Here is a 16544-nt window from a genome sequence, read left to right as displayed (position 1 = left end):
TTCCTTCTGCGCAGCCCGCGGCTACGGCTTTTCCAAGCCCTGGTTGTAGGCACTGGTGGAGCGCCCGAGCGCCGCCACCTCAGCGTCCATCTTGGGCAGTAGCTCGGCTGTGGCCTTACGGACGGGCAGTTCACCCAGCGGCGTGGAGAGCGCTGGCTTGAGCCAGCGGAACAGTCCCACCCAATCCGGGCAGTAGATACGGGTCTTGCGACCTTCGATGCCCTTGATGAAGGCGGCCGCGCACTTGTTCACCGAGGTGGTCTTGTTCAATGGCCAGGGCAGCCTGGACAGCAGCTCAGCAAACGCGGGCAGGTCGCCCTTGGTGTCACGAACCAAAGCGGTGTCGATCCACGACATGTGCGCCGACCCGACGCTGACGCCACGGTCTGCGACTTCCAGTCGAAGCGCGTTGGCGAAGATCTCGACCGCGGCCTTCGACGCGTTGTAAGGCGCCAGCCCGGGAGATGCCGCGTAGGCGGCCAGCGAAGAGACGATCAGCACGTAGCCGCGGCGTTCGATGACCGCCGGCAAGGTGGCACGCACGGTGTGAAAGACACCCATAACGTTGACGTCGAGCACCCGCTTGAACGCCTCCGGATCCACCTGCAGCACCGAACCGTAGCTGGCGATGCCGGCGTTGGCCATCACGATGTCGATGCCGCCGAATTTCTCGACGGCCTGATCGGCGGCCGCCCCCATGGCGGGCAGATCGCGTACGTCGGCAACCACGGTGAGCACTCGGTCGTCTCCACCGAGTTCGGCCGCAATCGTCGCCAGCTCGGCCTCGCTCAGATCCGTCAGCACCAGTTTGGCGCCCATGTTGTGGAGGCGACGGGCGACCTCTGCCCCAATGCCGCGAGCACCGCCCGTGATGAAGACGACTTTGTCCTGCACCGATGTCATGGCCGAAAACGTACCACCGTGGGCTACAGGTCTACCCCCAGCAACGCATCGATGGTGCTGGCCACCAACCTTGGCGCTACCTCGTCATGGCCTCCGTAGTCGAGCGCATCGGTCGCCCAACCATCGAGTGCCGCAATCGCTTTGGGCGTGTTCAGATCGTCGGCCAGATACTGGCGCACCCGGGCCACAACCGCCGCCGCGTCTGGACCGGCCGGCAATGTCGTCGCGGCGCGCCAGCGCTGCAATCGACCGACCGCCTCATCGAGCACCTGCTGGGACCAGTACCGGTCGGCCCGGTAGTGCCCGGCCAGCAGCCCCAGCCGGACCGCCGCCGGGTTGACTCCCTCGGCGCGCAACCCCGATACCAGCACCAGGTTGCCGCGGCTCTTGGACATCTTGTGTCCGTCCCAGCCAATCATGCCGGCGTGTACGTAGTGCCGCGCGAATCGCCGCTCACCCGTGACGCATTCGGCGTGCGCGGCGGTGAATTCGTGGTGCGGGAAGATCAGGTCGCTGCCGCCGCCCTGAACGTCCAGACCGCTGCCCACGCGGCTGAGCGCAATGGCCGCGCATTCGATGTGCCAGCCCGGCCGGCCGGGGCCGAACGGTGACGGCCAACTGGGCTCCCCGGGTCTCGCCGCGCGCCAGAGCAGAGCGTCGAGCGCATCGTTCTTGCCTGGTCTGCCCGGATCACCGCCACGCTGCTCGAACAGGCCGAGCATGGTGTCGCGGTCGTAGCCGGACTCGTAGCCGAATTGCAGTGTGGCATCGGAGCGGTAGTAGACGTCGGGATGTTCGCCGTCCAGGACATAGGCGGCGCCGGAAGCGAGCAGTTTCTCAACGAGCTCGATGATTTCGGCAACCGCCTCGGTAGCCCCGACGTAGTCGTGGGGCGAGAGGACCCGCAGCGCCGCCATGTCCTCGCGGAAGAGCGCTACCTCCTGGGCGGCCAGGTCACGCCAGTCGACGCCGTCACGGTCGGCTCGCTCGAACAACGGATCGTCGACGTCGGTGACGTTCTGCACGTAGCGCACCTCATGGCCGAGATCCAGCCACAGACGATGGATCAAGTCGAACGCCAGATAAGTCGCGGCGTGGCCCAGATGCGTCGCGTCATAGGGCGTGATCCCGCAGACGTACATGGTGGCCGTGTTTCCCGGCGCCACCGGACGCACTTGCCGGTCAGCGGTGTCGTAGAGCCGGAGTTCCGGCCCACGCCCCGGCACGATGGGAACCGGTGCAGACGACCAAGATTGCATGCCTCGACTCTAGGCTGGGCGACGATGCGGCCCGCGGTGCGGGCCGAGGAGGAGCCCGGCCATCGGGCTCACGCGGGCGACCCAAACCCACCCGCGGCCCGCGGTGCGGGCCCAGGGCTCCGGCGTTGTTGATTAGCAGGCTTGTGAGCTGGGGAATTGTGGATTGAGGAGGTCTAGGCGGCGGTTGGCGGTCAAAGCGGTGATCCGGCAGGCTTCGGCGATGTTGTCGGCGCCGTTGAGGCGGTGCAGATTGATCGCGGTGTTGCGTAGCGTTGCTAGGGCCTGTGCGCCGTTTCCGGTATGTGCCCTTTGACGGTCTTCGTCGAAGGTGACGTCGCGTATCCAGTGCAGGCTGTTCTCGATTCCTCAGTGTTGACGCATCCAGGTCATGATCGCGGTAGGGCGGGCGTGCTCGAACGGCAGGCTGCAGATGGCATAGACCACCTCCACGCTGCGCTGGTCGGTGGCGGTGATCAAGCGTTCACGAGTGATCCGGATGATTTGTTTTGCGTAGGGGAAGCCGATTCCTCGTGCAGCGGTGATGATTTGCGGGGTGCGGGTCTCGACACGGCCGTGGCCGCGGGAGTCGTCGGTAGCGGCTGTGGGCACCTCGGCCCAGGGCAGCGCGGTGATACGCGCAAGTATTTTGGCTTGGTTGGGCTTGACGATCATCAGGTAGTGCGACTTCAAGGTGGCGCAGATCAACTTCGCGGTGACGACCTGGGTATGCATCGCATCCACGGTGACCAGCCACCGCAAGCTACCCGGCAGCAGCGTGAGCAGGGCGCGTACGCAGGGAATTTCATTGCTTTTCTCGGCGACAGCGAGTTGACCGAGCACCAATCGGGCACGGTGGGCGAACACCGACACGAGATGCGTGGCTGTCGCTTTGGCGCGTAAAGCACCACGCAGCATCTTGCCGTCCAACGCGATCGGCACCAATCCACTGGGGTCGCGGCTGGCCACGTGTGCAGTGAAGTAACTGCCTATCCTGGCGTTGAGGTCGGCGGGGTCTAGCCGAGACAAAACAGCGCGGAAGGTCTTCTCACTGGGCCGCCGGAACCGGACCCCTAATTGGGCCAACACATCATCGGGAGCGGTGGCCGCCCATGTGGCAAAACCAGCATAGCCGCGCATCCCCGCGGCAGTGGCCAGAACCGCGATCGCCAACAAAGCCATCAGCGAATACCTCCGACCGCGTGGGCCCCTCGGGTCTGGCATCGAGGCCAACACATCGAGAAACTCCGATCCGATGAGCTCGCTGCGCTCACCAGGACTCCAGCGGTCGAACACCTCTGGAACCGACGACACAGGCAATACTGAAACGGTAGGCACGGGCAACTCCAGACCAACGACGAACAGTAACCAACTCGATCGTTCTCCAGATAGCCCGTGCCTACACTCCGGCCCCAATAGCGCGGCACCAAAGATCATCAACCCAGCTCACAAGCCTGCTAATCAACAACGCCGGAGCCCTGACTGTAGGGGGCGATCATGTCATTGATATTGGACCGGGTTCGGGAACTGGGAACGCAAATCCCAGACGCCGCTGCCCTCTCTTTTGTGAATGATCGAGGCCTGGTCACCGAATCGATGAGTCGCGCCGGTGTGGTGACCGAAATGAATAAGGTTGCCCAGTTCGTGCGGCAGGATTGCGGCTTGGCGCCCGGAGATCGGGCGGTCTTGGTGTATCCGCCCGGTCTGGACTTCGTGTGTGGATTGCTGGGGTGCATGGCGGCCGGGGTAATCGCGGTGCCGGTGTTCCCCCCGGACCCGATCAACCCACAAAAGTCCGGCGAAGCCTTCCGGCGGGTGGCACTCGACTGCGGCGCAACAGCGGTCCTGACCAGCCACCACTATGCCGACGCTCGGCAGCTAGACGTGGCCGCTCCGGTGGGGACCGCCTTCGATGAGGACTGGCCGAATGCCCTTCCCTGGCACGTGACATCGCGGGGGGCCAGTGGGCGCGGAAAGAGCGCCCCGCGGGCCGTGAGTGAGGCGATCTCAGAGTGGGCCCCCAGCCCGCAGACGCCTGCCCTACTGCAGTACACCTCGGGTTCAACATCGGACCCCAAGGGTGTGGTCATCACCCATGGCAACGTGGTGCATCAGGCCGAGTTCAACCGCCGCTTCATCGGACTCGGCCCGGGCCATCGGGCTGTCTTCTGGGTGCCGCCGTACCACGACTTCGGCCTCATCAGCGGCATTCTGAGCGCGTTGGCCGGCAATTTCGACCTCACCATGATGTCGCCGATGAGCTTTATCCAGCGCCCTGCCTTGTGGTTTGAGGTCATGGACCGAGTTCGCGCCACCGTCACTGTCGCGCCCAACTTCGGATTCGAGTTGGCGATGCGCAAGACCACTGCCGAGCAGCGCGCTGGCTGGGATCTGAGCCCGTTGCAGGTGATAGTGAGTGCCGCGGAACCGGTGCGCGAGGACACTACCCGCCGCTTCTTTGAAGCCTTTGCCGCCTCATGGATCCGCCGGGAAGCCTTCTGTCCGTGCTACGGGCTTGCGGAACACACCGTCGGCATCACCGTGTCCGGGCGCTCGAGCCTGCGGGTGGATCGCTGCCAGCTGGAAACGCGGCAGCTAGCGGTTCCTAGCGACGCTCCCGATGCCCAGGTCCTGATGGGCTGCGGGCAGCCAACCGATGACGTGGATGTGCGCATCGTGGACCCCGAGCTATGTGTTCCACTCGGCGACGGACAGGTGGGGGAGATCTGGGCGGACTCGCCGAGCAAAGCCGCCGGCTACTGGGGATTGTCAGCGAAAAGCCGTGCCACGTTTCAGGCTGCGTTAGCCGGGGTCGAGGGTGGCCGCGGCTACCTGCGAACGGGGGATTTGGGCGTTCTGCACGACGGTGAGCTGTATGTGTGTGGGCGAATCAAGGATCTGCTGATCCTGGCGGGGCGCAACATCTATCCGCAAGACATTGAGGACAGCCTGCGAGATTGCCACCCCGCGATCAGGCCGGGCGGGTTCGCGGCTTTCGCCGTAGCGGACGGCAACAGCGAGACGCTGGCGGTGCTGGTCGAGGTGCGCACCGACGGGTCGCCCGACCTGCTCGCAGGGGTAGTGGCAGCGATCCGGGCGGCGGTGTTGAAAGACCACCAGCTGTGCTGTGGGGTGGTAGTGCTGGGGCCGCCGGGGAGCGTGAGCAAGACGACCAGCGGCAAAGTGCAGCGCTCGCGGTGCCGCGCCCGCTTTCTCGACGGCACCCTGCAAGCCCAAGCGCTGCTGGTGGACCGCCGCACAGACGATGAACCCGTTGGCGCTGCGCCCACGACCGAGCAGCTGCTATCGGTGGTGTGCGGGCAGGCGGCCGAGGTCTTGGGTATCGGCGCGGCCAGTGTGGATATCGATCGATCGCTGGGGGATCAGGGCCTCAACTCGATCGGAGTCACCGAGTTGGCGTCGCGGCTAACTCAGGTGCTGGGCCAAGACGTGCAACCCGTAGACATCTTCAACCATCCCACGGTTGGAGATCTGGTCCAGATCCTGAGCCTCGGTGAAAAGACACGTCACCAGCGTGGAGTGCGAGAACGGTTGGGGCATCATGCGGCGAGTGACGCTGGCGCAGTGGCGCTTCCGGCAGACCCGGTGGCCATCGTCGGTATCGGGTGCCGGTTTCCGGGTGGGGTGGATTCGGCGGACTCCTTGTGGGACATGGTGGTGTCGGCCCGGGATGTGATTTCGGATTTTCCGGGTGATCGGGGCTGGGATGCGGGGAGGTTGTTTGATCCGGATCCGGATGCACTGGGTAGGACGTATTGCCAGGTGGGCGGGTTCTTGGAGGATGCGGCCGGCTTTGATGCCGGGTTCTTCGGGATCGCCCCGCGCGAGGCGCTGGCGATGGATCCCCAACAGCGGGTCTTGCTAGAGGTGTCGTGGGAGGCATTGGAAGACGCCGGGATTGACCCAAAGGCGCTGCGGGGAAGCGCTACCGGGGTATTCGTGGGCACCTGGGCTCAGCCCTATGGGGATGGCGGTTCAGACAGCGCGGATGGATATGCCATGACTGGCACCGCCACCAGTGTGGCTTCGGGGCGGGTGGCGTATGTGTTGGGGTTGGAGGGGCCGGCGGTGTCGGTGGATACCGCGTGTTCTTCGTCGTTGGTGGCGGTGCATCAGGCTGTGCAGTCGTTGCGGTTGGGGGAGTGTGATCTGGCGTTGGCTGGTGGGGTGACGGTGATGGCGACGCCGTCGGTGTTTGTGGGGTTTTCTCGGCAGCGGGGGTTGGCTCCGGATGGGCGGTGTAAGGCGTTTGCGGAGGCTGCGGATGGGGTGGGGTGGGGTGGGGTGAGGGTGCGGGAGTGCTTGTCTTGCAGCGGCTCTCGGATGCGCGTCGGCAGGGTCGTGTGGTGTTGGGGGTGGTGCGTGGGTCTGCGGTGAATCAGGATGGGGCTTCTCATGGGTTGACGGCTCCGAATGGGCCGGCGCAGCAGCGGGTGATTCGGGCGGCGTTGGCAGGTGCGGGGTTGGGGCCTGCGGATGTGGATGTGGTTGAGGCTCATGGGACGGGTACCAGGTTGGGGGATCCGATTGAGGCTCAGGCGTTGTTGGCGGTTTATGGGCAAGATCGTGAGCCGGGTCGGCCGTTGTGGGTGGGTTCGATCAAGTCGAATATGGGTCATGCTCAGGCGGCGGCGGGGGTGGCCGGGGTGATCAAGATGGTGCAGGCGATGCGTCATGGGTTGCTGCCTGAGACGTTGCATGTTGATGAGCCCTCGGGGCAGGTGGGTTGGTCGGCGGGGGCGGTTGAGGTGTTGAGTCGGGCGAGGTCGTGGCCGGGTGTGCCGGGGCGTCCGCGTCGGGCTGGGGTGTCTTCGTTTGGGATTAGTGGCACTAATGCGCATGTCATTGTTGAGCAGGCGTTGCCTGAGGTGGCCGAAAGTGGCGGTGTGTCAGGGGTTTGCGGGCAGGGTGTGGGCTCGGTCGAGTCGGTGGTGCGGGCGTCTGTGGTGCCGTGGGTGTTGTCGGCTCAGTCGAGGCAGGCGTTGGTGGCTCAGGCGAGTCGGTTGTTGGGTCGTGTCGGTGGTGATGATGGCCTCGATCCCGTTGATGTGGGGTTGTCGCTGGCGTAGCGTTGCGTCTTTGAGCATCGCGCGGTGGTCGTTGGTCGGGATCGGGAGGCGTTGCTGGCTGGGTTGACCGGGCTGGCGCGCGGTGAGCCGGGTGCTGGTGTGGTGGTGGGTCAGGCCGCCGCGGTGGGCAAAACGGTGCTGGTGTTCCCCGGCCAAGGCGCCCAGTGGACCGGGATGGGCCGCCAGTTACTTGACGAATCACCGGTGTTCGCCGAGCGGATGCGCCGCTGCGATGAGGCGCTAGCGGAGTTTGTCTCGTGGTCGCTATTGGATGTGGTAGCCGGGGTAGCCGGGGTAGCCGGGGTAGCCGGGGTAGCCGGGGTAGCCGGGGTAGCCGGGGTAGCCGGGGTAGCCGGGGTAGCGGGGGCGCCGGGGCTGGATCGAGTCGATGTGGTGCAGCCGCTGTCGTGGGCGATCATGGTGTCACTGGCCGAGTTGTGGCGTTCGGTGGGGGTGACACCGGATGCGGTGATCGGTCATTCGCAGGGGGAGATCGCGGCGGCATGTGTGGCCGGGGCGTTGTCGCTGCGAGATGGCGCGGCGGTGGTGGCACTGCGTAGCCGGCTGTTGGTGGATTTGGCCGGTGCCGGGGCGATGGCGTCGCTGGCCTGTGGGGTGGCGCGGGCAGAGCAGTTGCTGGCCGGCTTCGGTGATCGGCTCGACCTTGCCGCCATCAATGGAGTTTCTGCGGTGGTGATCTCGGGTCGGGTCGATGCGGTGTTGGAGCTGATGGACCTCGCTGAGACCCAGGGTGTTCGGGCTCGCCGCATCGAGGTCGACTATGCGTCGCATTCGGCTCAGGTCGATGCGATCGCTGGGCCTTTGATGGAGGCATTGGCAGGCATCGAGCCGCGGCCGAGTTCGACGTCGTTCTTCTCGACGGTCACCGGCGGGTTGATGGGTACCGTGGAACTGGATGGCGGGTTGGGGCGGTTTTGGATGTCTGCCGGCCAGGCCCATGTTGCTGGGGTGGGGATGGACTGGCGGGCGGTGTACGCCGGCTGGGGTGCGCGGTTGGTGGAACTGCCAACCTATGCGTTCCAGCGGCAGCGGTTCTGGTTGCCGCCGGCCCCAACAGGATCGGTCGATCCTGCGGGCTTGGGGTTGGGTGAGGCTGGGCACGGTTTGTTGTGCGCCGCAGTCGAGCATCCCGATTCGGGGGAGGTGATTCTCACCGGACGCCTATCGCTGAGCGCTCAACCTTGGCTGGCCGACCATGCGGTGCTGGGGGTGATGTTGTTCCCAGGCACAGGGTTTTTGGAGTTGGTGATCCGTGCCGGTGACGTGGTGGGCTGCACGTTGGTGCGGGAGTTGACGATGGTTGCTCCGTTGGTGTTGAGCCGCGACGTACCGGTACAGGTGCAGGTGGTGGTCGCCCCCGACGGTGGTGACGGGAGCCGCTCGGTGACGGTGTATTCGCATGCCGATCGCCCCGATTCCGGGTGGCTGCTCAATGCCCAGGGTGTGCTGGACGTTGACGTCGTGCAGCCGCCGGCGGAGGTGTCGGAGTGGCCTCCGGTCGGTGCCGTGAGGGTGGAAATCTCCGATGCATATGAGCAGCTCGCGGCGCGTGGCTTTGAGTATGGTCAGGCGTTTCGCGGGTGCACCGCGTTGTGGCGGCGCGACCAGGAGCTGTTCGCGGAAGTCGCCCTTCCCGAGCAAGTCAGCGCTCAAGCGGGCCGGTTCGGGATTCATCCGGCTTTGTTGGATGCGGCGCTGCACGCGGGGTTGTATGGCGCCTTGGATTTCGGCGGGTCGCGCGCCGGCAACGCTGAAGCGGTGTTGCCGTATTCCTGGCAGCGCGTGTCTTTGTATGCGGGTGGTGCCGAGCGGTTGCGGGTGCGGATCACTCCCAGCGCCTCTGGGACGGTCTCGATAGAGCTTGCCGATAGCGCGGGAGGCCCGGTGCTATCGGCAGGCTCGTTGGCAGTGCGCCCGGTCGGCACCGCGGAACTACGTGCCGCGTTGAGCGCGGCAGCGCGCGAGACCGATCAAGGGTTGTTGGAGCTGGCGTGGTCACCGATCACGGTGGAGTCCACGAGCGGTGGTCATCGACCGGTGGTGTTGGAGTGGGCGGACTATGTGGCGGCCGATGATGATCACGCCGCCGGTCAAGCCGATGTGGTGCTGTGGCGTTGCGAGCCGGCCGGCGGAAGGGTGCTCGATCAGGCTTATCGCGCCACCCACGCCGCGCTCGAGGTGTTACAGCGCTGGCTGGCCCGGGATCGGTCGGCGACGCTGGTGATCGCGACTCATGGCGCCGTGGGATCGGCGGAACACGACATCACCGATCTGGCCGGAGCGGCCGTCTGGGGTTTGGTCCGTTCAGCACAAACCGAACACCCCGGCCGGATCGTCCTGATCGACACCGATACTGCCGTGGTCGACCTGGCGGGGTTGCTGGCCACCAAAGAACCCCAACTCATGGTGCGTGCCGGACGGGTGCACGCGGCGCGTCTTGCCGCGGTGGAGGAAACCCTCGTCCTCCCCACCCACCAGCAGTGGCGGCTGGCCGCAGGCGGCGAAGGCACACTCGCCGGCGTGGTGATGGAGCCGAACCCACAGGCGCAGGCGCCGCTCGGGCCGGGGCAGGTGCGGGTGGCGGTGGCCGCGGCGGGGGTCAATTTCCGGGATGTACTCGTGGTGTTGGGGATGTACCCCGGGCAGGCCCCGCCGCTGGGCGGGGAGGGCGCGGGCGTGGTGGTCGAGGTCGGCCACCACGTGCGCAGGTTGAGTGTTGGTGACCAGGTGATGGGACTGGTAGGGGTGGCCGGGCCTGAGGCCGTCGTCGATCAGCGCCTACTGGTCAAGTTGCCGAGCGGGTGGTCGTTGGCGCAAGCCGCAGGAGTGCCGGTGGCGTTCTTGACGGCTTGGTACGGGTTGTCGGATCTGGCGGGTGTGCGGTCTGGGGAGTCGGTATTGGTGCATGCCGCGACCGGCGGGGTGGGCATGGCCGCGGTGCAGCTGGCCCGGCATTGGGGACTGGAAGTGTTTGTCACGGCCAGCCGCGGTAAGTGGGACATCCTGCGGCGCATGGGGTTTGACGATGACCACATCGGTGATTCGCGCACGGTGGACTTCGCAGACAAGTTCTTGGCGGTCACCGACGGCCGCGGGGTCGACGTGGTGCTCAACTCGCTGGCCGGGGAGTTCATCGATGCCTCGTTGCGGTTGCTGGCCCGTGGCGGACGCTTTATCGAGATGGGCAAAACTGATATCCGGGACCCACACACGATTGCCCAGAACCATCCCCGTGTGACCTATCGCGCGTTTGACTTGCTGGAGTCTGGCCCCGCGCGTATCCAGGCGATGTTGGGTGCGCTGCTGGAGTTGTTTCAGGCTCGGGCGTTGCATCCGCTGCCGATCAAGACCTGGGATGTGCGCTGCACTCCGGCCGCGTACCGGTTTGTCAGCCAGGCGCGTCATATCGGCAAGGTGATATTGACCATGCCCACCTTGTTGCCCGATGCGCTGGCGGCGGGCACGGTTTTGATCACCGGGGGGACTGGGATGGTCGCAGCGGCTTTGGCTCGCCATCTGGTCAGCAGCCATGGGGTGAGGCATCTGGTGTTGGTGAGCCGGCGCGGTGATGCGGCCGCGGGGGCCAGCAAGTTGGTCGACGAACTGACCGCGGCGGGGGCCACGGTGCGGGTGGTCGCTTGTGATGTCGCAGATCCAGCCGCGGTGTCACGGCTGATGAATCAGCTACCCGAGCAGTGTCCGCCGCTGAGCGCGGTGATACACGCCGCAGGGACACTCGACGACGCGTTGATCACTTCGCTGACGCCGCAGCGGGTGGATGCGGTGTTGCGGGCCAAGGTGGATGGCGCTTGGAATCTGCACGAGGCCACCCGTGATTTGGGGCTGTCGGCTTTTGTGTTGTGCTCGTCGATCGCGGCGACCCTGGGGGCCCCAGGACAGGCCAACTATGCCGCTGGCAACGCATTCCTCGATGCGCTGGCAGCGCATCGGCACGCTACCGGGCTGGCCGGCATCTCGCTGGCATGGGGGTTGTGGGAACAATCCAGCACGATGACCGCGCATTTGCGTGGTCGCGATGTGGACCGGATGACCCGTATCGGGATGCGGGCGATCTCGGCGGAGCAGGCCATCGAACTCTTCGATGCCGCACTAGTTCTTGATCACCCCACCGTGGTGACCTCCCGACTCGACGAGGCCGCGTTGGCCAACCCCACCATCAGTTCCCAGCTGCCGCCGCTGTTCAACGATCTGATTCGCCGTCCAGTGCGGCGCCGCGTCGACAACGACACCATGGCCGCCAAATCGATTTTGGCCCAACGCCTCAACGACCTGGCCCCGGAGCGCCACAGAGTTGCGTTCATCGAGATGGTCTGTGAGCAGGCGGCCGCGGTGTTGGGTCGCCCCAACGGGGACGACGTCGACCCCGAGCACACGTTCCGGGACCTGGGACTGGACTCACTGACGGATCTGGAGTTGCGCAACAGACTCAAGATCATCTCTGGGCTGGCGTTGCCACCCACCTTGATCGTCGACTATCCCACTCCCCAGCTACTAGCGGGGTATCTGAGCCAGCGACTGGGCGAAAACAATGGTGTCCCAACAGATGGCGGATCGAGGCCGTCACCTGCTGATCCCGACGACGAACTGCGAAATACTCTAGAAACCATTCCGATCGCTGATCTTCGAGACGCGGGCCTGTCTTGCCCGCCGATGGGTATGTCGGGTTTGTCGGCAGCCGAATTAGCCGAGCTATCCGACATTCTGGCGAGAACCGGTGATCAGCGCGATAGAGACCAGGCAGCCGGTGGGCTGGTCGGCGTCGAGGACGTGATGGCGCTGACTCCGCTGCAGCAGGGGCTGTTCGCGCTGGCCATGTTCAGCGAGTCCCCGGTCGATGACCCGTACACGATCGCGACAACCTTTGATGTGCTCGGGCAGCTGGACACCGTATTGCTTCGCAACTGCGCTACAGCGATGTTGTATCGCCATCCGAATCTGCGAGCCCGATTCATATACGGTGACTTGCCGCATCCGGTGCAGGTTGTGCCCAGTGACGTGGATCTGTCGTGGCGGCAGGTGGTCGCGATGCCCGAAGAGGTGGCCTCGCTGGAGGCCGATGAGCAACGGTCGGGATTCGATCTCGAACGTGGCCTGACGATGCGGTTTCTGCTTGTCGAGTTGCCAAACGAGCGTTGGCGATTCGTCATCACCGCCCATCACATTGTGATCGATGGTTGGTCGCTGGCGGTGTTTGTCAACGAGCTCTTCGCTTTGTATCGGGCGGGTGGGGCCATCGATGTGCTTGCGGCGCCGCCGCGGCCATTTCGCGACTACCTCGGCTGGCTGGACGGCTGGGATTCGCAGTCGGGTGAACAGTTTTGGCGTGACTACCTGGCTGGGCTGTCGGCGCCCACCATGTTGTCGCGGGCGCTGGCCGGTGGCCAGGGTGGGCAGGTGGCCGAGGAGCCCCAGCGTATTGAGTTATGTCTGGGTGCGGAAGTGACGGCTCGGCTGGTTGATGGTGCTCGCAGTCGTGGCGTCACCGTGAATTCGCTGGTGCAGGTGGCGTGGGCGTTGGTGTTAGGGGCGCTGACCGGTCGTGACGATGTGGTTTTCGGGATTGCGGTGTCGGGGCGGCCTTCTGAGCTGGCCGGCGTGCAGTCAATGGTCGGTCTGTTTATCAACACCGTGCCGTTGCGCGTCCGACTCGATCCGCAAGCAGTCATCGCCGACGTGTGCGCGGCGGTGCGGCGAGATACCGCACTGGTGCGTGAATATGCCTACTTCAGTCATGCGTGGCTGCGTCAGGCGGCTGGTGTCGGTGAGATGTTCGACACGTTGCTGGTATTCGAAAACTTCCCGACCGGTGGCTTGGCCGTCGGCAAGGATGTTCCCGTCGGGGCGGCGACCTTCCGCCGGGTGGCTGCGCACAGTCCGACGCATTTCCCGGTGACCGTGACCGCCGAATTTGCGAGGGACCAGCTGACGCTGATGATCGCGGCCACGGGCGACGCGCTCAGCGTGCTCACTCCCGAGACGGGCCTTGGGGTCGCCGACCTCGTGCAGCGGTTGGGTCGGGTGTTGGTGGCGATGACTGGTGATGTGGGGGTGCGGGTTTCGTCGTTGGATGTGTTGGATTCGGTGGAGCGTGTTCGGTTGGATGGGTGGGGTAATCGGTCGGTGTTGGGTGCGTCGGTGCCGGTGGGGGTGTCGATTCCGGCGTTGTTTGATGCTCAGGTTGTCCGTGGTCGGGATGCGGTGGCGCTCAGTTTTGAGGGTCAGAGCCTGACTTATGGCGAGCTTGATGAGGCCTCGAATCGGTTGGCGCGTTTTTTGGTGGGTTTGGGTGCGGGTCCGGGGCAGCGGGTGGCGTTGGTGTTTGGTCGTTGTGCTCAGGCGGTGACCGCGATTTTGGCGGTGTTAAAGACGGGGGCGGCGTATGTGCCGATTGATCCGGGGTTGCCGGCGGCGCGGGTGCAGTTCATGGTTGCTGATGCTGGGCCGGTGGCGGTGGTGACTACCGGTGGGTGGGGTGCGGGGTTGGATGGGTGCGGTTGTGTGGTGGTCGATGTTGCTGATGCGGGTGTTGAGGCTTGTGCGGGTACGGGTTTGGTGGCACCGGCTGCTGATGACATCGCGTATCTGATCTATACCTCCGGGACCACCGGCATTCCTAAGGGTGTGGCGGTTAGTCATCGCAATGTGGTCGCGTTGGTGGAGTCGTTGGCCTCGAGTGTGCCGGTGGCGGGGGTGTGGTCGCAGTGGCATTCGTATGCCTTTGATGTTTCGGTGTGTGAGATTTGGGGGGCGTTGTTAAGTGGTGGGCGGTTGGTGGTGGTGCCCGAGCAGGTGGTGGGTTCGCCTGAGGATTTCCTCGCGTTGTTGGTGGCTGAGCGGGTCAGTGTGTTGAGTCAGACGCCGTCGGCGTTTTATGCGTTGCAGGGTGCTGTTACGGTCCGGTCTGGTTTGGGGCGTGAGTTGCGGGTTGAGGCGGTGCTTTTGGCGGGGGAGGCGTTTGAGCCTCAGTGTGCGGGGGTGTGGTTGGCGCGGCGTTCGGGGTTGGCGCGGTTGATCAATTTGTATGGCACGACTGAGACGACGGTGCATGCCTCGGTGCGTGAGATTGTTGGCGCTGACGTTGAGAGTGCGGTGAGTCCGATTGGGGTGCCGTTGGGGCATCTGGGCTTTTTTGTGCTGGATGGGTGGTTGCGGCCGGTGCCGGTGGGTGTGGTGGGGGAGTTGTATGTGGCTGGTGTTGGGGTGGGTGTGGGGTATTGGGGGCGGGGGTCGTTGACGGGGTCGCGGTTTGTGGCGTGTCCGTTTGGGGGTGTTGGTGAGCGGATGTATCGGACGGGGGATTTGGTGTGTTGGGGTCGGGATGGGCAGTTGCAGTATCGGGGGCGTGTTGATGATCAGGTGAAGGTTCGTGGGTATCGGATTGAGTTGGGTGAGGTTCAGGCGGCGTTGGGTGCTGTTGATGGGGTGGGTCAGGCGGTGGTGGTTGTTCGTGAGGATCGTGGTGGTGATCGGCGGTTGGTGGGGTATGTGACGGGGGCGGTGGATCCGGTGGTGGTGCGTGGGGTGTTGGGGCAGCGGTTGCCGGGGTATATGGTGCCGGCCGCGGTGGTGGTGGTGGCGGGGTTGCCGTTGACGGTTAATGGGAAGTTGGATAGGCGGGCTTTGCCGGCGCCGGAGTATGGCGATGGTGATCGTTATCGGGCTCCGGTGGGTCCGGTGCAGGAGATTTTGGCGGGTATTTATGCCGAGGTGTTGGGGTTGGAGCGGGTGGGGGTTGAGGACTCGTTTTCTGAACTGGGTGGAGACTCACTCTCTGCGCTGCGGGTGATCGCCAAGGTCAACAAAGCCCTCGGTCTTGAACTTCCGGCGCGCACCTTGCGCGACGCGCCCTCAGTGAGAATCTTGAGTCAGCGACTGCACACAAGTGACAACGGAATGGAAGTAGTCCCAGGGCTCCGGCGTTGTTGATTAGCAGGCTTGTGAGCTGGGTTGATGATCTTTGGTGCCGCGCTATTGGGGCCGGAGTGTAGGCACGGGCTATCTGGAGAACGATCGAGTTGGTTACTGTTCGTCGTTGGTCTGGAGTTGCCCGTGCCTACCGTTTCAGTATTGCGTGTGTCGTCGGTTCCAGAGGTGTTCGACCGCTGGAGTCCTGGTGAGCGCAGCGAGCTCATCGGATCGGAGTTTCTCGATGTGTTGGCCTCGGTGCCAGACCCGAGGGGCCCACGCGGTCGGAGGTATTCGCTGATGGCTTTGTTGGCGATCGCGGTTCTGGCCACTGCCGCGGGGATGCGCGGCTATGCTGGTTTTGCCACATGGGCGGCCACCGCTCCCGATGATGTGTTGGCCCAATTAGGGGTCCGGTTCCGGCGGCCCAGTGAGAAGACCTTCCGCGCTGTTTTGTCTCGGCTAGACCCCGCCGACCTCAACGCCAGGATGGGCAGTTACTTCACTGCACACGTGGCCAGCCGCGACCCCAGTGGATTGGTGCCGATCGCGTTGGACGGCAAGATGCTGCGTGGTGCTTTACGCGCCAAAGCGACAGCCACGCATCTCGTGTCGGTGTTCGCCCACCGTGCCCGATTGGTGCTCGGTCAACTCGCTGTCGCCGAGAAAAGCAATGAAATTCCCTGCGTACGTGCCCTGCTCACGCTGCTGCCGGGTAGCTTGCGGTGGCTGGTCACCGTGGATGCGATGCATACCCAGGTCGTCACCGCGAAGTTGATCTGCGCCACCTTGAAGTCGCACTACCTGATGATCGTCAAGTCCAACCAAGCCAAAATATTTGCGCGTATCACCGCGCTGCCCTGGGCCGAGGTGCCCGCAGCCGCTACCGACGACTCCCGCGGCCACGGCCGTGTCGAGACCCGCACCCTGCAAATCATCGCCGCTGCACGAGGAATCGGCTTCCCCTACGCAAAACAAATCATCCGGATCACTCGTGAACGCTTGATCACCGCCACCGACCAGCGCAGCGTGGAGGTGGTCTATGCCATTTGCAGCCTGCCGTTCGAGCACGCCCGCCCTACCGCGATCATGACCTGGATGCGTCAACACTGGGGAATCGAGAACAGCCTGCACTGGATACGCGACGTCACCTTCGACGAAGACCGTCAAAGGGCACATACCGGAAACGGCGCACAGGTCCTAGCAACGCTACGCAACACCGCGATCAATCTGCACCGCCTCAACGGCGCCGACAACATCGCCGAAGCCTGCCGGATCACCGCTTTGACCGCCAACCGCCGCCTAGACCTCCTCAATCCACAATCCCCCAGCTCACAAGCCTGCTAAT

The 16544-nt window shown here is 64.6% G+C and carries 3 protein-coding genes and 2 pseudogenes; 2 read left to right on the top strand and 3 right to left on the bottom strand.

The annotated features are described in order from the left end of the window. Positions 1–21: 21 nt before the first annotated feature. From MPSD_RS15825 to MPSD_RS15815, 3 genes and pseudogenes are all read right to left on the bottom strand, one after another. The gene (locus MPSD_RS15825; RefSeq protein WP_020787176.1) at positions 22–903 is read right to left on the bottom strand and encodes an SDR family oxidoreductase; all 882 of its coding nucleotides are present in this window, start codon (positions 901–903) and stop codon (positions 22–24) included. Between the two features lie 23 nt (positions 904–926). Next, the gene (gene mshC / locus MPSD_RS15820) at positions 927–2162 is read right to left on the bottom strand and encodes a cysteine--1-D-myo-inosityl 2-amino-2-deoxy-alpha-D-glucopyranoside ligase (protein WP_086085800.1); all 1236 of its coding nucleotides are present in this window, start codon (positions 2160–2162) and stop codon (positions 927–929) included. 132 nt (positions 2163–2294) lie between these two features. After that, positions 2295–3497, bottom strand: a pseudogene (locus MPSD_RS15815) (ISAs1 family transposase). Between the two features lie 159 nt (positions 3498–3656). On the opposite strand from MPSD_RS15815, the pseudogene MPSD_RS28430 reads away from it, so the two are divergent. Beyond that, positions 3657–15160: pseudogene (locus tag MPSD_RS28430) on the top strand (amino acid adenylation domain-containing protein); the annotation flags it as partial. A 180-nt stretch (positions 15161–15340) separates the two neighbouring features. Further along, entirely contained in the window at positions 15341–16543 is a 1203-nt protein-coding gene (locus MPSD_RS15785) for an ISAs1-like element IS2404/ISMul1 family transposase (protein ID WP_420811930.1), read from the top strand. Position 16544: the final 1 nt, after the last annotated feature.

Origin of the sequence: Mycobacterium pseudoshottsii JCM 15466 (genome assembly GCF_003584745.1) — a bacterium.
In the GTDB taxonomy this organism is placed as follows: domain Bacteria; phylum Actinomycetota; class Actinomycetes; order Mycobacteriales; family Mycobacteriaceae; genus Mycobacterium; species Mycobacterium marinum.
The sequence above is the reverse complement of the archived record's forward strand: the minus strand, read 5'-3'. Positions and strand labels throughout refer to the sequence as shown.

Coding starts and splice junctions, on each gene's coding strand:
- MPSD_RS15825 (WP_020787176.1), bottom strand. CDS start 903: ATGACATCGGTGCAGGACAAAGTCGTCTTCATCACGGGCGGTGCTCGC.
- mshC (WP_086085800.1), bottom strand. CDS start 2,162: ATGCAATCTTGGTCGTCTGCACCGGTTCCCATCGTGCCGGGGCGTGGG.